The sequence below is a fragment of the Hymenobacter tenuis genome, assembly GCF_054780495.1.
Genome location: NZ_BAAGWF010000004.1, coordinates 206,953 through 230,054 on the forward strand (window position 1 = coordinate 206,953; position 23,102 = coordinate 230,054).

The following is a 23,102-nucleotide window of genomic DNA, read 5'->3' on the forward strand; positions in this document are numbered from 1 at the left end:
AACAAGGGCCTCTTTGGTTTGACGCTAGGTCTCGGTTACTCGGCAACCACTGCTGGCGGCAGCGCTGCCGGATTGGGGTTAGCACCTTGGCCATCAAAAGGGCCAGCCAGTTGCACTACCGTTGTGCCCGCATTAGCGAAGTCGCCGCCATGTTTTTCTACTAGGCTGATCAGTAAATAATTAAGCTCTTCTTTTACATCCAGATACTCATCGTAGTTGGTGGTGTTTACGAAGTACTGTACGGTTACCTCTTTGGCCGTTGGGGTGAGGGCCGCAAATTTCACCTGGGCATCTTCGCCTACCAGCGCATGCGCCTGGATAGTGATGCGGGCATCGTCCACAATGGCGCGTAGCTGCTCGCTAGTGGTGCTTTGGCTAAGGGCCAGCGTGAAGCCCACGCGGCGGGCCGTGCGCAGCGAAAGATTGTCTAAGGGCTTGTCAATCATGCTTTTATTGGGTACCGTGACGTAGCTTTTCTCGGCTGTGCGCAGGCGTGTGCTCCGAAACCCAACTTTCTCCACGGTTCCCGTGATACCACCCACCGTTACTAGGTCGCCCACGGCAAAAGGCCGGTCGAGGAAAATGGTAAAGGAGGCAATCAGGTTTTCTAGGCTCTCTTTGGCCGCGAAGGCCACCGCCAGGCCGCCAATACCCAGGCCGCCAATCAGGGCCGTTACGTTCACGCCAAACACGCGGCTCAGCATCACTAAAAAGGTGAGGGTGAGCACAAACACCTTTAGCAAATCCTTGGCAAACGGAATCAGCTGGTTGTTGAGGCGGGAAGGGGTAGCCTCGGCCCGGCGCTGAAACACGATGACCATGAAGTCGATGATGCGCAGCCCGATCCAGCCTAGGCCCCCGAATACGGCCAACTGAAACATCCGGAACAGCGCTACCTGTGGCCAGGGCTCGTTGCGGGTAAGTTCAGAGCTGCGCACGGGGTAGTTGAGCACCTGAAAAGCAAAGTAGGCTGTAATCAGAAACACCACCACCGAAATGGGCTGAATCAGGAGGGCCTGAAACTGAGTTTCGCTGACTCCTTCGGTCCGCTTACGGATAAAGCGGAAAACCAGCTTCGAGAGCAGCCTCGAAAGCAGCGTTTTGAACGCGTACCCGAACAGCAATATACCCACGCACCATAGGTACGCGGCTATGTTGTTGCCTAGAAATCGGATGTGAAGAATTTCCTGAAGGGTCATATACGGAGGTGTTGGGCTGACGCGCCGAGGCCTTGGCTAGTGGTCTGCTGATCAACGGGTTTGTAGCGAAACAGGGGCTAGGTCGCTACCTTGCGCACACGCCGGAAGCCAAGCTATACCAACTGGCGTAGCGCCATTTCAAACGACTTCTGGGCAATGCCGGTGCGGGCGTCGCCTTGCTTGCGCGTGCGCTCCAAGGCCGAGCGAATGATGCGCGACGTATCCTGGAAAATGGCCTGGTCGGTAATTTCAGCGTTGGACTCCATCAGGTATGCGAATACCCGGGCCATGCCGCAGTTGGCAATAAAGTCGGGGATAACGGAGGTGTGGTCGTCAGCAAACTCGCCGGTAGGTCCGAAGAATATTTCGGGGTCTTGGAACGGCACGTTGGCACCGCAGGAAATAACTTCCAGTCCGCCCGCTACCAGCTGCTCTACCTGCTGGCGCGTAACCAAGCGTGAGGCCGCTGCCGGAATAAATATTTCGGCTCCACTGCTCCAGATGCGCTGGTTTACTTCCTCAAAGGAGAGCAGATTAGGGGCCGTCAGGGCATTGCCTTCGCGGCGCAAAAACAACTCCCGTATTTCTTCCAGCGAAAAGCCCTCTTCCTTCATCAGGCCCCCGGCCCGGTCGATGATGCCGGTTACGCGGGCACCTTGGCTGGCTAGGTAATAGGCCGCTGCTGCGCCCACATTGCCCCAGCCCTGCACAATGGCGCGCTTGCCCTGCACCGAGCGGCTGCCCCACAGCTCGTAGTAATGACGAACCGCCTCGGCTACTCCATAGCCCGTGATAAGGTCGGCAACGGTGTATTTGCGGCTTAGGTCCGGCGAGAAGCTAGCGTCTTCCAGCACTTTCACTACGCCTTGGCGCAACTGGCCCAGCTTCTGAATCTTCTGGGGCTCCGTGGCGCGGTAGTGTCCGTTCACAATGCCTTCCTGCGGATGCCACAGGCCGTAGTCTTCCGTAATCGGAATTACGTCGTGTATTTCATCCACATTCAGGTCGCCGCCGGTGCCATAGTAGGCTTTCAGCAGCGGAATAACGGCCCGGTACCAGCGTTCCAGCACACCGCGTTTGCGTGGGTCCTGGGGGTCGAAGTTGATACCGGACTTGGCACCGCCAATGGCCGGCCCCGACACGGTGAACTTCACTTCCATGGTTTTGGCTAGGCTTTCTACTTCGCGCTTATCCAGGCCTTTGCGCATGCGGGTACCGCCGCCGGCCGCGCCGCCACGCAGGGAGTTAATCACCACCCACCCTTCTGCTTCGGTTTCGGCGTCTTTCCATTCAAATACTATTTCCGGACGTTTATTCTCAAACTTGGCCAGCAGGTCTTTCATCAGCAAGAATTCAGGGTGGGGGTGGAGATTTCTGGCGCAAAGGTAAGAATGCCCCGGCCGGCGGCCACAAGTTTATGCCAAGCGCCACGCAGCCCGCCGGCCCCCGATATTTTGCACCGCAGTAGGAGAACTACTAGGCTATTGCAACCCGCTAAGTAGGTTTTAAGCGGTTTCGTTGACCTTTTACCCCTAGTATTCCGTAGAAGGAACACCGGTGCAATTCCCCTGAATTTGTAAATTTTTTTGGCCCCTGGTACACCGAAAAGGAACTATGCAGGTGCGGAATATCGTATTACGCATATTCCTGCATACCCTCCCCCAGTACCACCGTTGTAACGACAATATGAAACCATTGCTTTCAAGAGTAGAATCTAAAAAAGTAGACAAGGCAGCAGCCATGCTGAAAGTGCTAGCCCACCCTAAGCGGCTGGCCATCGTTGATCTGCTCGGCAAAGAGGAAAAGATGACCGTAACGGAAATCTACCGTTCCCTGGATTTGCCCCAGGCTATTGCTTCCCAGCACCTGATAACCCTCAAAGACCGCGGCATTCTGTCGTCGTTTAAAGTGGGTACCAAAATCTATTACTCCCTCTCCATTCCGAAGCTGCTGGACGTAATCGATTCGTTGGAAGACTGCTGCGACACCATGTAAGTGCTCGGCCCGCGGGTAGTACCTGGGGTTAAGAAAGGCGCCAACGGTCTGAAAATATAAAGCCCGCCTGCGTAGCAGGTGGGCTTTTTTATGGGAGTTACTAGCGTGTTGTTGGGCTCGAACCCAAGCCGTTAGGCTACGTTAGGCTGGCGCTCCAAGTCAAACAAATCAGTCAGCACATCAATCAGCTGGTCGGCTTCACCGCGCTTGCAGGCTGCTTTCAACTGCAGTACGGGCTGCTTGAGCACCTTTTGCATCAGGGAGCGGGTGATGTCGTCCATGCGTTTGACTTCCTCGGGGCTCATTTTCTTCTGGAACCGGTCCATTTCCTCAAGGCGGATCTGCTCCAGCGCGTTCTTGAGCTTCTGGATAGTCGGCGACACCATCATCTCCTTGGTCCAGTCCTGCAGCCCAACCAGGCTTTCTTCAATAATGGCCCGTACCTGCGGCACGGCGGCAAGGCGGCGCTCCAGCGCAGCCGAAGCTTTGCTGTGAATAGCGTCAATATTATACACTAGCACGCCGGGTACCTGCTCCACGTCAGAAGCAATGCTGCGGGGCACTGAAAGGTCGATGAAGAACTTGTAGCTCAGCACGTCCAGGCGCTCCACCATGTCGTGGGTGAAGAACGGCTCGTCGCGGGCAATGCTGCTGATGATAACGTCGGCTTCCTTCATGCCCTGTACTAGGTCCTCAAAGTCGAGCACCTTTAGGTTGCACTCCTGTGCCAGCTCAACCGCCTTGGAGCGGGTACGGTTGCAGATGGTAACATCCTGAAACACCTTGCTGTCGCCGAAGTGGCGGCATACGTCAGCGCCAATTTCACCGAGGCCTACTACCAGCACCCGGGGGTTGGCCACGTCAGCCGTCAGCTCTTCTACTAGCTCCAGTGCCGCGTAAGAGGTGGAAGCCGCGCCGTCGCGGAAAGAGGTTTCCTGCTGGACGCGCTTGTTGGTGAAGAATACTGTGTGCAGCAAGCGGTGCAGGAACGGGCCTGCCGCATCAGCATCTGCCGACCACTGGTAAGCCTGCTTTACTTGGTTGCTGATCTGCAGGTCGCCTACTACTTGCGCATCGAGGCCCATGGCTACCTCAAAGAGGTGACGCACGGCATCGGAGTGGCGGTCCAGAATATCGAAATACGGAAAGTAATCCGTTACTTCCGGCAGGTTTTTGAGCTGGCCCAACGCCTCAATGATAGCGGGGCTCTGGTCGCGCTCAGCGGAATAATAAATTTCCGTGCGGTTGCAGGTGCTCAGCACAAGCAGGTCCGTGAGGTCTAGCTCGTGGCGTAGGGTATTGAGAAAGCGGCGACAGGCGGCCTCGTCCAATGCAATCAGCTCCCGAATTTCTAGGGGAGCTTTCTTGAATGATAGACTAACGGCCTTGAATGGATGGAGCATAGCGGTTGCTAGTGCGAGAATCAGGAGGCAAAAATACAGTACAAATTGCTAGCGTGAAAACAGTTGATAAACGCGGGTGGTTCGGGATTACGCAATATTTGCGGTAGAAGGTCGATATGGGCATGTTAGCCGGCCTCGGCGCTCGTTAAAACTGACAAAAATCATTCGATTACTTGGCCAAAGCGGCCAGCTGTCGGCCGCTTGGCGGGCGTGCTACCGTATCTTCGCCGAGGTTGTGCCCGTATCCGGTACCTAGTCACTCGTTGTTTCGCTCGTGCTGCCCATCCCGATTTACGATCAAAAATCCCGTATTAAGCTCGTCATTGTAGCCGTGGCGCTGCTCATTGGGGCCGCCACCGTGATATACACCAACATTCTGGTGCAGCGCCTCTCGGAGCGGGAACAGAAACAGATTGACCTCTACGCCAAAACGCAGCGCTACATCATCAACACGGAGGAGGAATCGAACCTGTCCTTTCTCTACGATGAAATCATTGATGCCAACACCACCATTCCGGTTATCGTGACGGATGGGGAAGGCAACATTGTGGACGCTCGGAATGTGAACGTGCCCAAAAACGTAGCCGAGGAGGTTTCCATTCGCTACCTCCGCCGCGAGATTGAACTCATGAAGGAGCAGCACCCGCCCATCGTGATTGAGATTGGAGCCGGCCTGCGCAACTACCTCTATTATAAAGAGTCGTCGTTGCTGACGCAGCTGCGCTACTACCCGCTGGTGCAGTTGGCCATCATTGGGTGCCTAGCAGTTATTGCTTATTTCGCGTTCAGCTACTCCCGCCGGGCCGAGCAGAACCGCGTGTGGGTAGGGCTGGCCAAGGAAACGGCTCATCAGCTGGGCACCCCGCTCAGCAGCCTGGTGGGCTGGCAGGAGTATCTGCGCGAGTCGGAGCGGTTTAAAGATGAGCCGATAGTGGAGGAGCTGGGCAAGGATATCCGGCGGCTGGAAATCATTACGGAGCGGTTCAGCAACATTGGCTCGGTGCCGGTGCTCAATGACGAGAACATTTTGCGGGTAACGCAGAACGCTATCAGCTACTTGCAAAGTCGGGTATCGAAAAAGGTAACGTTTGAAATCAAAACTGATTTACCCACCGACACGCCCGCGCAGGTCAACATTCCGCTCTTCGATTGGGTGATTGAGAACATCTGCAAGAATGCCGTCGATGCTATGGAAGGCCGGGGCAGCATCACCATCCATTTGCGCCGCCCGGTCCGGAACAAGTCCCAGATTGCCATCGACATTACCGATACTGGCAAAGGCATCCCGAAAAGTAAGCTGGAAAGCGTGTTCCTGCCCGGCTACACTACCAAAAAGCGCGGCTGGGGGCTGGGCCTAGCCCTGGCCAAGCGCATCATCGAGAACTACCACCGTGGCCGCCTCTTTGTGAAGTGGAGCGAGGTAGGCCGCGGCACTACCTTCCGGGTTATTCTGAATGGCTAACAATTAGCGGCTAGCCTCTTGAGTAGCCACCGTTTCGGCCGCTTCCCGCGCTTTCTTTACTTCAGAGCGGTTCGTGATTTCCACGTAGCTGTTGCCGATTACGGGCCTGCCGTGGTGGGTGCCTTCTACTTTGCACATGCCTTCCCAGTAGTGCATCTTGATGCCTGCAAAAAGCTTGAGGGTAAGTTCCTGATTGGCTATCAGGGGTGTGATGGTAAGGTCATAGCCCTGGCTGGGGATGCGCAGGCGCCATTTGCTGGGGTAGCGCTGCTTGGAGGTTGGGCTAATCCAGTAGGCTAGGGGCTCCAGCTCAAAGTCCTGCTGGCTTAAGTGCGTGTTTTGAGCCTGCGGGCCGTAGTGCGAGCCTCCGCCAATGCTCTGGCCGGTAGCCTTGTTGTAGAGCTGGTAGGCCATAATTTCTTCCTTAGGCTCATCTAGCTGAATGCTGAACCAGTCCCAGCCAATGTCTTTGGTGGTCACGCTGTTGCAGTTCCATTGGCGGTCGTACCACAGCTCGCCTTCTACCTGGCGCACTTTGCCGTCTATTTCAATGGTGCCGGAGGTGCTCATGCGCGGGTAGCTGTAGTAGCCCGCCTGCGCGACGGGGCCATATTTCTCGTAGCCGGTGCCACCGTGCAGCAAAACGGGTTTGAGCGGAGTAGTCGTCAGGTCGATGGCGTGGCCGGTGTGTTCGGCCATGCGGGCTTGCAGGTGGTAGCGCCCCTCTTGGCCCGTGAGTGTCCAGCGCTGGGCACGTTTCTGCGTAGCGAGGTTGATGGGCAGGGTTGAGGCCAGCAATTGGGGTAGGCGCTCTACCTTATAATCGTAGCGGAATTGCTGCTGCCCAGGGTCGGTGAGGGCAAAGTTGACCATCTGCCAGTCTTTCTTCCCCGTCAGGTTGAAGTGGAAAAATACGTACTCCACCCCAAATACCTCACCCGTGGCTTTATCGCGCAGGTGTCCCGTGAAGTACCACCACTCCAAGGAGTTCTGCTTATGCACGGCTTCCTCCTGGGGCAGTTGAGCCCGCTCGTTAAAAACATCGTGCTTATTGGTAGGCTTGAGGGCGCAGCCGGAAATAGTAACCAAGAAAAGGGCAGCTAGCAATAAATTCTTCATACCCCGGAATAAGGCAATTAGGGGCCGAAAGGTTTGACTATTGAGTTAGCGGCTGCGGAATAGTTGCGTGATGCGCCACCACAGAGTGCGAGGTGAGAACTGATTTATGCTTACTGCTTCAAACCTTCCCAATACATCCTGATCGAGAGAAAGCTCGATAGTAGTATTGGGGGTAGCAATTATCTCTCTGGTTACAAAGCCAATACTACTTATTAACAGCACCATAGGCTGTGTATGTCCGGCAGGTATCTGCAGCTCAAATGTGCCATCCGAAGTGGTTGAAACCCCAGTGGTTGTTCCCTTAAGCAACACCGTCGCGCCAGGTAAGCCCGCACCATTCTGTTTTTCCAGTACGCGGCCTCTGATGACCATGAAAGGAGATGTTGGCAGCGGCGGATGAGCGGATGTCGCCACCATGCCCACCGTAACAGTAGTTACTGTTTTCACATCGGAACGCGACTGAGCGGTTGCCGGCGCTGTTGTAACTCCTAGGCCCAACAATGCCGCCAAGGCCAGCCAGCGAGTGCGCCATCCGGCGGAGGGCTCCGATGAAACTAGTACCAGCGGCCGGTTTAGTTGCTCCTGCCGAAACCGCCCGCAGGTTCCGCCGCTCGGCTGCCCTAGGAAGGCTACCACCTCGGCATCAGTCATGCGGGTAAAATCAACTACCACCGTGCTGCAGGCGGCGCAGTGGCGGCCTTGTGCGGCGGGCGACATGGCCTGCCAGTTTTCGTGGCAGGGCTTCGGAATGGTGAGTGTAGGGCGTTGAGGCATATAGCAGCAGGTTGAGGTTGCTGTAGTGATGCCGCCCTAGGTCACATTCCACACGAAAGCCACCATTATTTGACTTTGCTTTCCGCTTATATTCTCATGATAGAAAGCATGTATTTAGTTATCAGATGATTATCAGATGAAGAAAATCCTGTTCGGTTTCGTGCTTGATTTAACCTAGTAGCCTTGGGTCGGTAGCCAAACGCATCATTCTACTAGTAGCGGTAGCTTAGTTGGCTTGGTGAGTGCGCAGTAGTGCTAGGGCTCCGGAAGTAGCCAACCGGGCCACCCTCAATCAGCGAGTTCAAGCAGGAAGAAAAAGGTCGCCGCTTGCCAGGCGTGCAGCCGACCGTCATTATTCTGTATCTTTTGCCCCTCTTAACCTCTCACTACTGCTTTGTCTACGCCCCTTCCACCCTCACGTTTGAGTGGCCTGTTTCGCCGCAAAAGCCTCACCGATATTCTGCACAACCCGCCCGCCGATGCGGAAGGCCACGGCCCCGGCGACACCGGCGGCCTGGAGCGCCACCTCACCGTCCGCGATCTGACCTCGTTGGGAATTGCCGCCGTAATTGGAGCCGGCATCTTCAGCACCATTGGCAATGCCTCGCACGATGGCGGTCCGGCCGTGTCGTTGCTGTTCGTGTTTACGGCCATTGCCTGCGCCTTCTCGGCCCTGTGCTATGCGCAGTTTGCGGCTACCATTCCTGTTAGCGGCTCGGCCTACACCTATGCTTACGCTTCGTTTGGTGAGCTAGCGGCCTGGATTATCGGGTGGGCCCTGATTATGGAATATGCCGTCGGTAACATTGTGGTGGCTATTTCCTGGTCTGATTACTTTACCGGGCTCATGGATGGCATCGGGGTGCACATCCCCATCTGGCTTACCATGGGCATGCAAAGCGCCCACAAGCACTACAATGAGGTGTTGGCCCTGATGCAGTCCGGCAAACCGCTGTCAGACGCTACGGCTACCCAGCTGGCAGGCTACAACGCCTGGTCGGCGGCACCAGAGCTGTTCGGCGACTTGCGCCTGGTAGTTGATCTGCCGGCTGGCCTGATAACGCTGCTGATTACAGCCATTGTGTACATCGGCATCAAGGAATCCAAGAATGCTTCCAACCTGCTGGTGCTGCTCAAGCTGATTGTGGTAGCCACCGTAATTGGGGTGGGCGTATTCTACATTCAGCCAGCCAATTGGAGCCCGTTTGCCCCGAATGGAGTAGGCGGCGTGCTGAAAGGCGTATCGGCGGTGTTTTTTGCCTACATCGGTTTCGATGCCATCAGCACCACTGCCGAGGAGTGCAAAAACCCCCAGCGCGACTTGCCCCGGGCCATGATTTATGCCCTCATCATCTGCACCATCTTGTATGTGGTTATCACGCTGGTTCTCACCGGTATGGTGTCGTACAAAGAGCTTGGCGTGGGCGACCCGCTGGCGTTTGTGTTTCAGAAAGTTGGCCTTGACTGGCTGGCAGGGGTAGTAGCGGTGTCGGCTATTTTTGCCATGGCCTCGGTGCTGCTCGTGTTCCAGATTGGTCAGCCGCGCATCTGGATGACCATGAGCCGCGACGGGCTGCTGCCTCCGGTTTTTGCCCGGGTACACCCCCGGTTCCGCACACCCTCGTTCAGCACCATCGTGACCGGGTTCTTTGTGGGCGTGCCGGCCTTGCTGCTCAACATGGACCTAGTAATCGACCTGACTTCAATCGGGACGCTGTTTGCCTTTGCGCTGGTGTGCGGTGGTATTTTGGTGATTGACCCGCACGGCCAGAGCGAAGCCCGCTTCAAAGTGCCCTACATCAATGGGCAGTTTCTGGTGCCGCTTATCATGCTGATTGGTCTGGGGCTGCTGTTCATGTACAATCAAGAGGGCCTGACGGAGTTCTGGAGTGCCGTGCGCGGCGACGGGGGCTACGAGGAGTTCCGCCACTACATCCCGATGCTGGTGTTCATCCTGTCGTGCATCATTCTGGCGTGGCTTTCGTTCCGCAAGCGCCTTTCCTTGCTGCCTACCCTCGGCTTGCTCACCAACCTCTACCTCATGACGCAGCTGGGCATTAACAACTGGCTGCTGTTCTTTGGCTGGCTTATTATCGGGCTGGCGCTGTACTTTAACTATGGCTTCAAGCACAGCAAGCTGGGCCTGAAAAAAGTAGCTGCGGCCCGGTAAGCCACCCCTTACTTTCAGTAGCTTCACAAACCCGTTGGCCGCAGTAGCCAGCGGGTTTGTTTTGTATGATGGCGACCCTAGCGGCCGCCGGTTTTTGCCTTTTCCGCCGTATGTTGGCTGCTACCACTTCTTCTCTGGCCTCCCGTCTGGAAGCCTCCCGCCAGGAGCTGCTTGATTTAGGCCTGCGCAATCCGCTGCTCAATTTCCGGCTCTCAAAAGCGCAGGGCGTTGGGGTAGTAGGCGAAGATGCCGCGGCGGTGTATGAGGTGCTGGTGCGGCAAGGCAAAACCATGTATTTCCAGGCGGCACCCGAGCCAGCCTCGCAAGTGAATTCACTGCAAATTAAAGATAGTGACGGGTTTGGATCAGTGCTGGGGCTAGTAGAACCCGCCGAAGTGCCAGCCGCTGAGGCACTATCGGAAGCTGCGCGCCAAGCGGTACTAGCCGATAACAAGCTGCAAACCGCCGAGCCCCTGGCCAAGCTAGAAAGCCGGCTTCTGAACACCTACTACACTGCCCGCACCAGCCTCGAAGAGCAGGGCGTAAACATCCTGTATCTGGCCCTGGGCATGCTCACCTGGTATGAGGCTGCCAGCAGCGAAGAGCCGCGCCGCGCGCCGCTGGTGCTGGTGCCGGTGCTGCTGGAGCGGGGCACCGCCGCCGAGCGGTTTAAGCTGCGCTACACCGGCGCCGAGGTAGAAGGCAACCTGTCCTTGCAGGCCAAGCTCAAAGCCAGCTTCGGACTGCAGCTTCCCTTGCCGGAGCCAGAGGAAGAAATGAACGTAGCCCTCTACCTGGCTGCGGTTGCTGAGGCCGTGCGGGGCCTGCCGCGCTGGCAAGTCGAGCCGAACAGTATTGCGCTGGGTTTCTTCTCTTTTGGGAAGTTTATGCTGTACCGCGACCTAGACCCCGCCAACTGGCCTGCGGACGCTATCTTACATCATACCGCCATAAAAGCTTTGCTGGGCGCTGAAACCGGGTTTCAGGATGCCCCGCCTACGCTCTCCGATACGGCTTTCCTGGACACCGAAAGCGCAGCCCACGAGTTGCACCAGGTGCTGGACGCCGACAGCTCGCAGCTGCTGGCCTTACTGGCCGTGCAGGAAGGCCGTAACCTGGTAGTGCAGGGCCCGCCCGGCACGGGCAAGTCGCAGACCATTGCCAACCTGCTGGCCGAGGCTATTGGAGCCGGCAAGAAAGTGCTGTTTGTAGCCGAGAAAATGGCCGCCCTGGAAGTAGTAAAGCGCCGCCTCGATAGCCTGGGCCTGGGCGCTGCCTGCCTGGAACTACATAGCCACAAAGCCAACAAAAAAGCCCTTCACGACGAGCTGAAAGCTACCCTCAATCTCGGTCGTCCCGCCACCGCCACGTTGGTAGAAGACCAGATGGCCCAGCTCCCGCGCTACCGCACCGCTCTCAACGAGTATGCCTTGGCGGTGAATGCACCCTTGGGCCGCAGCCGCCGCACCGCCCAGCAAGTGGCCGGCGAGCTGTTACGCCTGCGCGACGAAACCGGTGCCCTGGAGCTGCCCCGCATTCCGTTCCAAAACCTGCCTGCCTGGACCGATGCTGATGCCGCCCACGCTGAAACCCTGGCCGCGCGGCTCCAGGCGGTGCTGCAGAAAGTAGGAGTGCCGCATAAGCTGTTGTTCTGGGGAAGCGAGCGAACTGTTTTTCTTCCCGCTGAGCAGGCCGCCCTAACCCAGCAATTAGCCGAAGCCCAGGCGGCCGTTGTCGGGTTACAGGAGGCCGCCTGCACGCTGGCGCAGCACCTCGGCCTACCCCTCCCAACTGAGCGAACCGGCGCCGAACAGTTGTTGCCCTCGGCCCGGCATCTGCAGCTAGCTCCGCCGCTGGCCGAAACTGCTGTGGCAGAGGTTGCGTGGCTCCAGCAGGCTAGTAAAATCCAGGAGATGCTGCAGGCGGGGCAGGCCTATACTGCACTCCGGCAGCAATATGAGGCCACTCTATTGCCGGAAGCCTGGGACCAGCAACTGCTCCCGGAACGGGCCGCCCTGCTTACCTACGCCGACAAGTGGTGGAACTTCCTGAACGGCGATTATCGGCGGGCCCGCAAGCGACTGCAAAGCCTGTGGCGCGGCGTATTGCCCAAAGAATCAGCGGGTGTGGTGGCCTGTATCGATGCCATTCAGGAAGCAGCCCGTCACGCCAAAACGCTCACGGAAGCAGCTGCCCTAGGGCAGCATCTTTTCGGAACTGCCTGGCAAGACACCCGCTCCAACTGGCCGGCGCTGCAGCAAGTGCAAGCCTATCTAACCCTAACGCACCAGCGAATTAAGCGCGGAGAGCTGCCGCTAGCCCTGCTGGAGTATCTAACCCAATCGCACCGCCCTACTGAGGCAGCCCAGCCGCTAGCCGCCCTGGAGACTGCACTGGTGCGGCAGCGCACGGCGGTGCAAGCCGTAGTTGATGGGTTGCAGCTGAACGAGGCGCGTCGGTTTGGCCCACAAGGGCGGTTGCAGTTTCAGGAATTTGAAGCACAACAAGCGACACTGGCTGCCTGGGCCACTGACCTACCCGCCTTGCTTCCGCTTACGGAGTGGAACAACGTTGCAGCGAGCGTACAAGCAGACGGCTTCCCGGAATTGCTGCTGTTGGCCGGGCGCTGGGAACTAGCGGCGCAGCACCTGGTAGCTGCCGTACGCCTGACGTGGCTGGAATATTTGCAGAAGCTGGCCTCCGAGCAGCCCACCCTGCGCCAGTTCGAGCGCACCAGCCACGAAGAAACCGCCGCCCGATTCCGCCAAGCCGACCGCGACGCGCTGTATCACCACCGCGTACGGGCCCTGCGCCAACACTTTGATCAGCTCCCACATCCGCAGGCTGGCGGGCAAATGCTGCTGCTACGCAATGAATTCGCCAAGAAAACGCGCCATTTGCCGCTGCGTAAGCTGATGCAACAGGCCGGCCGCGCGGTGCAGGCCATCAAGCCCATTTTCATGATGTCGCCGCTTTCGGTGGCTAGTTTCCTGCCACCCGGCGCCGTAGAGTTCGACTTGGTGGTGTTCGATGAAGCCAGCCAAGTGAAGCCCGTGGATGCGCTGGGCGCCATTGCCCGCGGCAAGCAGCTAGTCGTAGTCGGCGACTCGAAGCAGCTGCCGCCCACTTCGTTTTTTGATTCCCTGACGGGCAGCGGGAAAGAGGCCGACGAGGAGAACGTAACGTCCGACATCCAAAGCATTCTGGAGCTGTGCAAGGCCCGCCAAATGCCCGAACGGATGCTGCGCTGGCACTATCGCAGCCGGCATGAAAGCCTGATTGCAGCCTCCAATCATTTGTTTTACGACGATAAGCTGGTCATTTTTCCTAGCCCTGGCGGGCAAGGCAACCTGGGCCTTCTGTATCATCATCTGCCCCACACCCACTACGAGCGTGGCACCACGCGTACGAACCCACTAGAGGCGCAGGCTGTGGCCGAGGCCGTGTTGCACCACGCCCGCACCACCCCGGGCCTCACGTTAGGGGTAGTAGCTTTTAGCACGGCGCAGCGCCAGGCCATTCAGGATGTGCTGGAAAAACTGCGCCGCCAACACCCCGAAACGGAGGAGTTTTTCAACCAGCACCCACATGAGCCGTTTTTCGTCAAGAACCTCGAAAATGTGCAGGGCGATGAGCGCGACGTGATTCTGATTAGTGTGGGCTACGGCCGCACCAAGGAAGGCTACCTGGCCATGAGCTTCGGGCCGCTGAACGGTGAAGGCGGCGAGCGACGCCTGAACGTGCTCATCACTAGGGCCAAGCAGCGTTGCGAAGTGTTCACGAACCTTACCGCCGATGACCTGGACCTAAGCCGAACGCAGGCCAAAGGCGTAGCCGCCCTGAAAACCTTTCTAGCCTTTGCTCAGCACGGCCGCTTAAACCAGAACGAGGAAACCGGGCGCCCTATGGAGTCGCCGTTTGAGGCGGCGGTGCACCGTGCCCTTACGGCCCGCGGCTACCTCGTGCGGCCCCAAATCGGGAGCCAGGGCTTTTATATTGATCTGGCAATTGTCGACCCCGACCAGCCGGGCCGCTACGTGCTGGGTATTGAATGCGACGGCGCTATGTACCACAGCGCCCGCTCGGCCCGCGACCGGGACCGGCTGCGTCAGCGGGTGCTGGAAGGCGTGGGCTGGCGTTTGCACCGCATCTGGAGCACCGACTGGCTCCGGGACCCGCAGCGCGAAACCGAACGCGCCATTCAGGCAATTGAGGATGCCCGCCACCGTCCTCCTCTTCAGGACCCAGCAAATCCGGAGCCTCCTGAAATACTAGCCCCCGTTCCTGCTTTAACCGGCATCGAGCGCGAGGAGGCGGCTAGCCCCGCCATGTTGGCCGAGCCTTATCAGCTAGCGCAACTGCCCGCCGCGGTAGCTCATCGGGAGCTGCACCAGCACAGCTTGGGCCAACTTTCTACTTGGCTAGCCTCTATTGTGCGCATCGAAAGTCCGGTTCACATTGAGGAGGCCACGCGCCGCCTAGCCCTGGCTAGTGGCGCCAGCCAAGTAGGGGCCCGCATCCGGAAAGCCGGCCAAGACGCGGCGTTACTGGCCCAAAACCTGCGCCACTTACGCCGGCAGGGCGACTTCCTGTGGGAAAATACCATGCAGCACCCGCCCCTGCGCGACCGAAGCCAGCTGCCCGCTATTTCCCGCAAGCTCAGCTTTGTGGCTCCTGAGGAGCTAGCCCGGGCGCTGCGCACTGTAGTGGAGCAAAGCTTTGCGCTCCCGCGAGAGGCGGTGTATCTGCCTGCCGTGCGCCTGCTTGGCTTCAGCCGCCTCACCCCCGACATGCGCCTGCTGCTGGAGCCCGCACTGGCCGGCTTACTGGAGCGCGGCGAGGTAGAGGAGGTAAACGGCGTGTTGAAGTCACTGGGGTAAAGATTCAGGTATGCTCAGGGCCGTCTGCGGGAAACAGTAGAAGAACACTGGGCGCCTATTATCCTGTGTCTTGGGCACTAGGGTACCTCGGTGGCCAAAGCGGCCAGAACCCTTGTAGGAGAATAGCAGAGTATCCGGCTTGGTGGGCAACCCGTTCGGGGCAGAGGCTGCGTAGGTAGTTGCGTTCTTGCACCTTGCACCCATGGCCCGTTTGCTCCTGTTTTTTTCATTGCTCTTGCTGTGCCACCGCCCTGCCTCGGCGCAAACACAGCCAGCTGACAGTGGAGCCTACACGAGTGCAGATCGAATGGTGGTGTATACGTTCGCCAACGACGCCTTTTTCCGCACCGACTACTATTTCACACAGGGTATGTCGTTGCTGGTAGTGCTACCTTCTCTGCGCCACTCGCACGTTAACAAGTTGCTAGGGCCTGTAATGGCCGGAAGCGTGTTGCACCACGGCATTCAGCTGCACTATGATGGCTTTACACCGCTGCGGATTCAGGACCCGTTTATCCGCCGCCAAGACCGACCCTACGCCTCGTATATCTACGCCGACTTGCTGCGTGTAGCCACGGTTCCTGCGCGTCAGTTGCGCCTTACTTCGGAGCTTCAAGTAGGCATTATGGGGCCGGCCGCTGGTGCCAAAGGATTCCAGACTACGCTGCATGAGTGGCTAGGCGCCCCCACGCCTCGAGGTTGGGACTACCAAATCCGGAACGATGTGGTGCTGGGCTACGAAGTGAAGCTGGAAAAGCAACTGGCCGCCGTGGGGCGCGGTATAGAGCTAATTGGAAGTGGCACTGCGGCCCTCAGCACGCTCTATACCTATGCGGGTGCTGGTGCAAGGCTGCGTGTAGGAATTCTGAGTCCTTATTTCAGCCAATGGAACGTGGCCTCTCGCGGTAGTAACAGTGGCCGGCGGCGCCTGCAGCTTTACACGGAAGGCCAGCTTACCGGGCGCCTGGTGGGCTACAACGCCACGCTACAAGGCGGCCTACTGCGCTCTGATAACCCGTATACACTGCCGGCTCGCGCCATCAATCGGGCTGTGGGCCAGGCTACAGGCACTGTAGGGCTGGGCATGGAGGGAGTGCGGCTGGAAGCCTCCGCCGTCTGGATCTCTCCGGAATTTCGGGGTGCTCGGCAGCACCGTTGGGTGCAGTTTGGGGTAGCGGTAGCGTTCTAAGTGACTCAGCTAGCCTACTTTGCCCGATGAATAATGGCGACGCTGATAAGGATGATAACCATGCCTAGCAAGTGCCAGAGGTTAAACTGTTCCCCATCGAGCAAGCCCCAGCCCAAGGCCATAATAGGCACCAAGTACGTGTTGGAGGCGGCAAACAATGCCGTTGAGCTTTGAATAAGCTTGTTGAAAAGCACCATGGCTACGGCCGTACTCATGGTAGCCAGCAACGCAATGTAGCCGAAGGCCGTCCAGGCGCCGGGTATGGTAGCGAGTTTGTGCAGGAACTGCGTGCCTACCAGCAAGTAAGCCAGAGCCGGCCCGCCAATGAACAGGAGCAGCAACCCCGTAACTGCTAGGGCCGGAATGCCATGAAAGTGATGCTTAATGATATTGACGCTGAAGCCGTAGCCCAGCGTAGCCAGCACAATATACAGGCCGTACCAGGCATTGCTTTCTCCGGAAGGGGTAGCGTCGCCCCCGCTGCCGCCCAGCAGCATCAGCACCACCGTGCCTGCTAGCCCCAGTCCGATGCCCAACACGCGCAAGCCGGTCAGCTTCTGCCCAAAAAACGCGGCCCCCACTACTAGGGTAAACACGGCAGTAAGGGCATTCAGTACGCCCGCCAGCCCAGATGCCATTTTGGTTTCAGCATATGCAAACAGAAAGGCCGGAATCAGGGTGCCCACCACGCCGCTCAGCACCAACCACTTAAAGCGGCTCCGTTCCACCTTGCCAATGTGTTTGAGCGCAAACGGCAACAGCAGCAGCGCCGCCACACTTACCCGCGCAGCGCCTAGCTCCAGCGCCGAAAATACCACCAGTCCTTTCTTCATTAGAATAAAAGACGTGCCCCAAATAGTAGCCAGTACCAGCAGCAACACCCAGGCCGAGGCCGGTGTGCGGTGGGGTGGGGGCGAGGCCACGGCGGCCGGGCTAGGAGCCGAAGAAACAACCGGGGCGGGGGCAGTAGGCATGAGGGGGCGGGTGGTAATAGAGCGAAGGGGAGAAGAGCAAAAAAGAAAAAGTGCCGAAAAAAGCCGTCATGTTGAGCTTGTCGAAGCATCTCTACCGCTTAGTCCTCACGATTGAGTTAGCTAGCGGTAGAGATGCTTCGACAAGCCCAGCATGACGGCCTAAATAAAGCCTAGGCTACCAGCATCGGCTCAGCAGCAATAATTTCATCCATGATGGCGTGGATTTCGGCGGGGTCGTTGCTGTCCACGAGGCGGGTGCGCCACTGGCGGGCACCTTCCAAGCCCCGGAAGTACTGGGCATAGTGGCGGCGCATCTCAAACACACCGGCTCGTGGGCCTTTCCATTCCAGGCTCTTTTCAAAGTGCATGCGGCAGGCTTGCACGCGCTCCTCTACGATGGGGGGCGGCAGCAGCTGGCCAGTAGCGGCATAGTGCTTCACTTCCCGAAAAATCCAGGGGTAGCCAATGGCAGCGCGTCCAATCATCACGCCATCAACGCCGTAGCGGTTTTTGTATTCCACAGCTTTTTGGGGCGAGTCGATGTCGCCGTTGCCGAAGATGGGAATTTTGATGCGCGGGTTGTTTTTGATGCGGCCAATCAGGTCCCAGTCGGCGTCGCCCTTGTACATCTGCACGCGGGTGCGGCCGTGTACGGTAAGCGCTTCAATACCAATGTCCTGCAGGCGCTCGGCCACGTCTTCCACATTTTTGGTGGAGTCGTCCCAGCCCAGGCGGGTTTTTACCGTCACGGGCAAGTGGGTGGCGCGCACGACGGCCGAGGTCATTTCCACCATTTTCGGAATGTCGCGAAGTAGGGCCGCGCCGGCGCCCCGGCAGGCTACTTGCTTTACCGGGCAACCGTAGTTGATGTCGATAAGGTCGGGGCCGGCTTCGGTGCTGATGCGGGCGCATTCGCCCATCGTTTCCACATCGGAGCCGAACAGCTGAATGCCAATAGGTCGCTCGTAGTCAAACACATCGAGCTTCTGGCGGCTTTTGGCCGCGGCCCGGATCAGGCCTTCCGAGGAAATAAACTCGGTGTACATCAAATCAGCCCCTCCTTCTTTGCACACGGCCCGGAATGGCGGGTCTGAAACGTCCTCCATGGGCGCGAGCAATAAGGGGAAATCGGGCAGGGCAATGTTGCGGATGTGTACCACGGCAGGCTATTCTAGTATTTTGCGCAAATTTACGACTATATCGGGGTCTTAGAGACCGGAGTGCGGAAGGACTAGGCTGCGAAGCCGCGCAAAGTCCTGCTCGTGTACCGGTTTATCGTTCTCAGGCACCTAGCGTTTCACGTTCTAAGCTCCCAAGACCCCAAACGGTTATGAAAGGTTTCGTCTCCAGCCGGTTGCATCCTTTGGCTAACCTAGCGCTGCTGCTGGTGTTGCTGGTGGCCACGTTTTGCGTAACCAGCCTGCTCATTGCGGTATGCAGCAACCTCATTTTTGGGGTTGGCTTATTTGAAATGGGCAACGTAACACAACGGCCCGCCGACTACCCCAACGGCTGGGGCGTATCCATGCTGAGTCAGGGCTTGCTGCTGCTCGGAGGCTTTGGTGGGGCTGCGTTGGCGTTGGCGTCTTTGACGGGCTTTCGGTGGCTGGATTATTTCACGCCGCGGCGGCCCGTGCCCTGGCAGTGGCTAGTGCTGGCTATGCTGTTGATAATTGCCAGCTTGCCCGCCATGTCGGTGTTGGTAGAATGGAACGCCAAGGCGCATTTTCCTGCATTTCTGAGCGACTGGGAAAAGGCGGCGCGGGAGCTAGAAGACCGGGGCCAGCAAATAACCCGCTACCTCACCCGTTTCTCGTCGCCGCTGCGGTTTGTGGTGGCCGTGCTGGTTATTGCGGTGGTGCCGGCCGTGAGTGAGGAGCTATTTTTTCGGGGCGTGATTCAGCGCAACCTTGTGCAATGGACGTCGCGGCACGTGGGCATTTGGCTGGCGGCCGCCCTGTTTAGCGCTATTCACTTTCAGTTCTTCGGGTTTGTGCCGCGCTTTGTGCTAGGGCTGGTGCTCGGCTACTTATATGAGTGGAGCGGCAATATTCTGGTGCCCATGGCGGCGCACTTCGCCCAGAATGGCTTTCAGCTAATCTTGCTCTATAACGCCCAGCAGCAATGGGCCGCTTCTGATTTCGACCCTGACTCTACGGAAAGCCTGCCGTGGTATTTGGTGCTGTTCTCCCTAGGTGCCTGCGCCGCTTTGCTGTGGTACTTACGCCGCCAAATGCAGCAGCCCCGCGCCGACCGGCTGCCTTCTGAGATGCACACCCTCGGCAGCCACGGCGTGGCCGTTCGGCAGGCAACCGCCACGCCACCCGCCGCCCGCACCCTCAGCCACGACGGGGTAGATACTACCCGGTTTGAGTAGCGCCCCGGCCTAGTACTTATTGGCTCGCTGAATACTTCTGTTCCTACTATCACTCTCCCTCTTGGCCTCTTCTCCCGCTCCTGCCCCGCCCTCCACTACCGAGCCGCCGGCTGGCAAACCGCCCATGTCTAACCTGTCCCAGCGTATTCTCTTCGGGGTTATCGGGGCCGTGCTGCTGCTTGGTAGTGTGTGGTATAGCGCCTGGACCTTTGCTCTGTTTTTTGGGGTAGTACAGATGCGGATGCTATGGGAGTTTTACCGCATGATGCGCCATGCTGGCTACAAACCGGCGGCCCTCTTCGGCGGCTCACTGAGCCTAGTATTATTTGCTGGTATTCTGCTGGTTAGCCGGGTTCTTGATTTGCCTCCAGAAGGCCGCTACCTGGTTGATAATTACGCCAGCCATGCCGGGTATGTGCTGGTAGGCATTATTACGCTACTTCCCACCGTCTTGATTCTGCGGGAAATGTACGAGTGGCCGCGTGAAAATCAGTCATTTACGCCCTTTGCCAATGTGGGTGTTGCCCTGCTGGGCTTGCTGTACGTGAGCCTGCCGATGAGCCTGCTGAGCGTGGTGGCTTTCGATGCCCAGGGCTACGACTACCGCCGCGTGTTTGCGCTCCTGTTGTTGGTGTGGTCGTCGGATATTGGAGCGTACGCGGCGGGCAAAACCTTGGGCAAGCACAAGCTGGCACCTAAAATTTCGCCCGGCAAAACCTGGGAAGGGGCCGTTGGGGGTTTCTTACTGACGTTGGTCATGGGCTGGGCCCTTGGGTATCTGCTGCCCGAACTCTCATTAAGCTACCGCCTATTAGTAGCCGGCGTAGTGGCTCTGTTCGGCCCGCTCGGCGACCTAGCCGAATCCATGCTCAAGCGCAGCGTAGATGTGAAAGATTCTGGCCGCATTATGCCCGGGCACGGCGGCCTCCTCGACCGGTTCGATGCCTTCCTGTTCATTCTGCCTGTGCTGGCTTTCCTGCAATTGCTGTTCGGGTAAGTGTTGTTTTGAGAAGCGCTACTAAAAAAGCCAATCAGCCTAAATTCAGCTGATTGGCTTTTTCGTGAAAAACAGGAACTGTTTTTGCTAAGATGCCTGACTTTTAGGGCGGAAACCGGTAAAACGTATTGCCGTACTTCGCCTAAGGTTAAAACCTAACTAAACCGTAAGGTAAACGCGGCACATGACCGGCTCCAGTCGGTCTGCGTATGGCATAAACCTACTACCTTTGACCACCCAAATTACCCTGTGCGCGGCTGCGGCTCCCACCGCTTAGGTCGCCAGTTTTCTTTATTCTCACCCACCCAACCCCCCAACCCCGTATGGCTGCCACCACGGTGTACAAAGAACCGGCCCCTCGCGTTGATGCCGAAAACCCCTTGGAATCCATGATGTCGCGTTTCAACGTGGCCACTGAAATTCTAGGACTTGACGATGAAACCTATAACGTACTGAAGGCCCCCGACAAGCAGGTGATTGTGCATATCCCTGTGACGATGGACAATGGCAAAGTACGGGTGTTTGAAGGCTACCGTGTGGTGCACAACACCATCCTAGGCCCTTCAAAAGGCGGTATCCGCTACGACAACAACGTACACCTGGACGAGGTGAAGGCCCTAGCAGCTTGGATGACGTGGAAGTGCGCCGTGGTTGATATTCCGTACGGCGGTGCCAAAGGCGGCATCATCTGCGACCCCACCACCATGAGCGCCGGCGAAATTGAGCGCCTGACTCGTGGTTACACGCTTTCGATGAAAGACGTGTTCGGCCCCGACCGCGACATTCCGGCTCCTGACATGGGTACCGGCCCGCGCGAAATGGCCTGGCTCATGGACGAGTTTAGCAAAACAGTAGGCGCTACCTCGCCAGCTGTGGTAACTGGTAAGCCCCTGGTAATGGGTGGCTCACTGGGCCGTACCGAGGCTACTGGCCGCGGCGTAATGGTATCAACGCTAGCTGCTATGAAGAAGCTGGGCATGGTGCCTACGCAGGCATCGGCGGTGGTACAGGGCTTCGGCAACGTGGGCACCTGGGCCGCCAAGCTGCTGAGCGAGAAAGGCGTGAAAATTAAAGGCATTTCCGATATCAGCGGCGCCTACTGGAATGAAAACGGCATCAACATCGACGAAGCCGTAGCGTACAAAAACGCGCACAAAGGTCGCCTCGATGGGTTCACGGGCGCTACCCTCATGGACGACGCCAACGACCTGCTGCTAGCTGACGTGGATGTGCTGGTGCCTGCTGCCGTGGAAGATGTTATCACGGAGCACAACGCCCACGACATCCGGGCCAAGCTGATTGTAGAGGGCGCGAACGGCCCTACGTCGGCTTCCGCTGACCCTATCATCAACGAGAAAGGTATAATGGTGGTGCCCGATATCTTGGCCAACTCGGGTGGGGTAACGGTTTCTTACTTCGAGTGGGTGCAGAACCGCCAGGGCTTTAAGTGGACCGAGGAAATGGTAACTGAGCGCGCCGACCGCATCATGAACGATGCCTTCGAGAAAGTGTACGCTACCTCCCAGAAGTATAACATTCCGATGCGCATTGCCGCTTATGTAGTGGCCATCGATAAAGTAGCTCAGACCTACAAGTTCCGCGGCGGCTTCTAAGAAGTTGCGACACGGCCGGCAAGTAAGCGGTTTAAGCCTATTGGAGGGCTAGTAAATCGCCTACGGCTGAGCTGCCGGCTCATGTCTCGGAACTAGCTATATTTGCTCTCGGATAGCCCGGGCCTGCTGGCTCGGGCTATCTTTGTGCAAGCCCGCTGCCTGTTTCTGGAAAGAAATAGCAGGGCGGCACACTACCTGTTTCTGAAAAAAGCGTCTGAATTAGCATAATCTGCGTATTCAGCGCAAATCAGCGATTTATGAAGATCCACAAAGAAGGACGACGTATTCTGTTCTTTACGCTACTGGCCCTGCTGGCTGCGAACTTGCTGCTGTTCCGCTACAATGCTGAAAACGATGGCGTAAACAAGGTATTCGCCGTGATTTCGGTGATAGTATTCCTGACGCTGCTCCAGTTTTTCCGTAGCCCCGCCCGGCGCTTGTTCACCCACGAAGACCTAGTCATTGCGCCTGCCGACGGCAAGGTGGTCGTGATTGAGAACGTGCACGAGCCGGAATACTTCGACGACCAGCGCAAGCAGATCAGCATCTTCATGTCGCCGATTAACGTGCACATCACCCGGAACCCTATTTCGGGCATTGTGCGCTACTTCAAGTACCACCCAGGCAACTACCTGGTGGCTTGGCACCCCAAAAGCAGCACCAAAAACGAGCGTACCACGGTAGTAGTGGAGTCGGAAGCTGGGCCGTTTGTGCTGTTCCGCCAGATTGCCGGCGCTATGGCCCGCCGCATTGTGTGGTACGTAAACGAAGGCGACGAAGTAAGCCAGGGCGAAGAGTTTGGCTTCATCAAATTCGGCTCCCGCGTGGACATTTTCGTGCCCCTTGATACGGAAGTGAAAGTGCAGATTGGCGAAAAAGTGAAAGGCGGTCAAACCATCATTGCTCAGCTCAAAACCGAAGCGCCTTCGCTCTTTTAATACCGAATAGGC

At 57.7% G+C, this 23,102-nt stretch carries 16 protein-coding genes; 9 read left to right on the plus strand and 7 right to left on the minus strand.

Annotation, left to right across the window (positions count from 1 at the left end):
* Positions 1-35: 35 nt before the first annotated feature.
* Together ACYVGU_RS14365 and ACYVGU_RS14370 are read right to left on the minus strand one after the other, a co-directional pair.
* Entirely contained in the window at positions 36-1,199 is a 1,164-nt protein-coding gene (locus ACYVGU_RS14365) for a mechanosensitive ion channel family protein (protein ID WP_460622635.1), read from the minus strand.
* A 113-nt stretch (positions 1,200-1,312) separates the two neighbouring features.
* Positions 1,313-2,542, minus strand: coding sequence for a Glu/Leu/Phe/Val dehydrogenase dimerization domain-containing protein (locus ACYVGU_RS14370; protein ID WP_460622636.1), 1,230 nt, complete (start codon positions 2,540-2,542; stop codon positions 1,313-1,315).
* A gap of 343 nt (positions 2,543-2,885) precedes the next feature.
* Between ACYVGU_RS14370 and ACYVGU_RS14375 the strand changes: the two genes are divergently transcribed.
* Entirely contained in the window at positions 2,886-3,194 is a 309-nt protein-coding gene (locus ACYVGU_RS14375) for an ArsR/SmtB family transcription factor (RefSeq protein ID WP_044003755.1), read from the plus strand.
* 131 nt (positions 3,195-3,325) lie between these two features.
* Here ACYVGU_RS14375 and hemA read toward each other — a convergent pair whose 3' ends face one another.
* Positions 3,326-4,597, minus strand: coding sequence for a glutamyl-tRNA reductase (gene hemA / locus ACYVGU_RS14380; RefSeq protein ID WP_460622637.1), 1,272 nt, complete (start codon positions 4,595-4,597; stop codon positions 3,326-3,328).
* 274 nt (positions 4,598-4,871) lie between these two features.
* On the opposite strand from hemA, the gene ACYVGU_RS14385 reads away from it, so the two are divergent.
* Positions 4,872-6,059, plus strand: coding sequence for a sensor histidine kinase (locus tag ACYVGU_RS14385; RefSeq protein ID WP_460613308.1), 1,188 nt, complete (start codon positions 4,872-4,874; stop codon positions 6,057-6,059).
* 3 nt (positions 6,060-6,062) lie between these two features.
* On the opposite strand, the gene ACYVGU_RS14390 is transcribed toward ACYVGU_RS14385, so the two are convergent.
* On the minus strand, positions 6,063-7,178 hold the full coding sequence (locus tag ACYVGU_RS14390; protein ID WP_460622638.1) for a lipocalin-like domain-containing protein: 1,116 nt from the start codon (positions 7,176-7,178) through the stop codon (positions 6,063-6,065).
* 45 nt (positions 7,179-7,223) lie between these two features.
* A complete protein-coding gene (locus ACYVGU_RS14395) occupies positions 7,224-7,952 on the minus strand; it encodes a peptidase associated/transthyretin-like domain-containing protein (RefSeq protein WP_460622639.1) in 729 nt (242 codons plus the stop codon).
* Between the two features lie 394 nt (positions 7,953-8,346).
* Here ACYVGU_RS14395 and ACYVGU_RS14400 point away from each other — a divergent pair, with 394 nt between their 5' ends.
* The 3 genes from ACYVGU_RS14400 to ACYVGU_RS14410 all read left to right on the plus strand — a co-directional run bounded on the left by ACYVGU_RS14400 (position 8,347) and on the right by ACYVGU_RS14410 (position 16,191).
* Positions 8,347-10,122: an amino acid permease gene (locus tag ACYVGU_RS14400; protein ID WP_460613311.1), complete on the plus strand. Its 1,776-nt coding sequence runs from the start codon at positions 8,347-8,349 to the stop codon at positions 10,120-10,122.
* A 110-nt stretch (positions 10,123-10,232) separates the two neighbouring features.
* On the plus strand, positions 10,233-15,002 hold the full coding sequence (locus ACYVGU_RS14405) for a DUF3320 domain-containing protein (RefSeq protein WP_460622640.1): 4,770 nt from the start codon (positions 10,233-10,235) through the stop codon (positions 15,000-15,002).
* Positions 15,003-15,204: 202 nt separating this feature from the next.
* Positions 15,205-16,191 carry a lipid A deacylase LpxR family protein gene (locus ACYVGU_RS14410; protein WP_460622641.1) on the plus strand — a complete coding sequence of 329 codons (987 nt, stop codon included), beginning with the start codon at positions 15,205-15,207 and terminating at the stop codon, positions 16,189-16,191.
* A gap of 14 nt (positions 16,192-16,205) precedes the next feature.
* Here ACYVGU_RS14410 and ACYVGU_RS14415 read toward each other — a convergent pair whose 3' ends face one another.
* The gene (locus ACYVGU_RS14415) at positions 16,206-17,165 is read right to left on the minus strand and encodes a DMT family transporter (protein ID WP_460622642.1); all 960 of its coding nucleotides are present in this window, start codon (positions 17,163-17,165) and stop codon (positions 16,206-16,208) included.
* Positions 17,166-17,335: 170 nt separating this feature from the next.
* The gene (dusB, locus tag ACYVGU_RS14420; RefSeq protein WP_460622643.1) at positions 17,336-18,325 is read right to left on the minus strand and encodes a tRNA dihydrouridine synthase; all 990 of its coding nucleotides are present in this window, start codon (positions 18,323-18,325) and stop codon (positions 17,336-17,338) included.
* A gap of 170 nt (positions 18,326-18,495) precedes the next feature.
* On the opposite strand from dusB, the gene ACYVGU_RS14425 reads away from it, so the two are divergent.
* The 4 genes from ACYVGU_RS14425 to ACYVGU_RS14440 all read left to right on the plus strand — a co-directional run bounded on the left by ACYVGU_RS14425 (position 18,496) and on the right by ACYVGU_RS14440 (position 23,090).
* A complete protein-coding gene (locus tag ACYVGU_RS14425; RefSeq protein ID WP_460613316.1) occupies positions 18,496-19,542 on the plus strand; it encodes a CPBP family intramembrane glutamic endopeptidase in 1,047 nt (348 codons plus the stop codon).
* Positions 19,543-19,603: 61 nt separating this feature from the next.
* Positions 19,604-20,539: a phosphatidate cytidylyltransferase gene (locus ACYVGU_RS14430; protein ID WP_460613317.1), complete on the plus strand. Its 936-nt coding sequence runs from the start codon at positions 19,604-19,606 to the stop codon at positions 20,537-20,539.
* Between the two features lie 323 nt (positions 20,540-20,862).
* Positions 20,863-22,152 (plus strand): Glu/Leu/Phe/Val family dehydrogenase, encoded by a 1,290-nt coding sequence (locus ACYVGU_RS14435; RefSeq protein ID WP_460613318.1) that lies wholly within the window; start codon positions 20,863-20,865, stop codon positions 22,150-22,152.
* 257 nt (positions 22,153-22,409) lie between these two features.
* Positions 22,410-23,090 carry a phosphatidylserine decarboxylase gene (locus ACYVGU_RS14440; protein ID WP_460613319.1) on the plus strand — a complete coding sequence of 227 codons (681 nt, stop codon included), beginning with the start codon at positions 22,410-22,412 and terminating at the stop codon, positions 23,088-23,090.
* Positions 23,091-23,102: the final 12 nt, after the last annotated feature.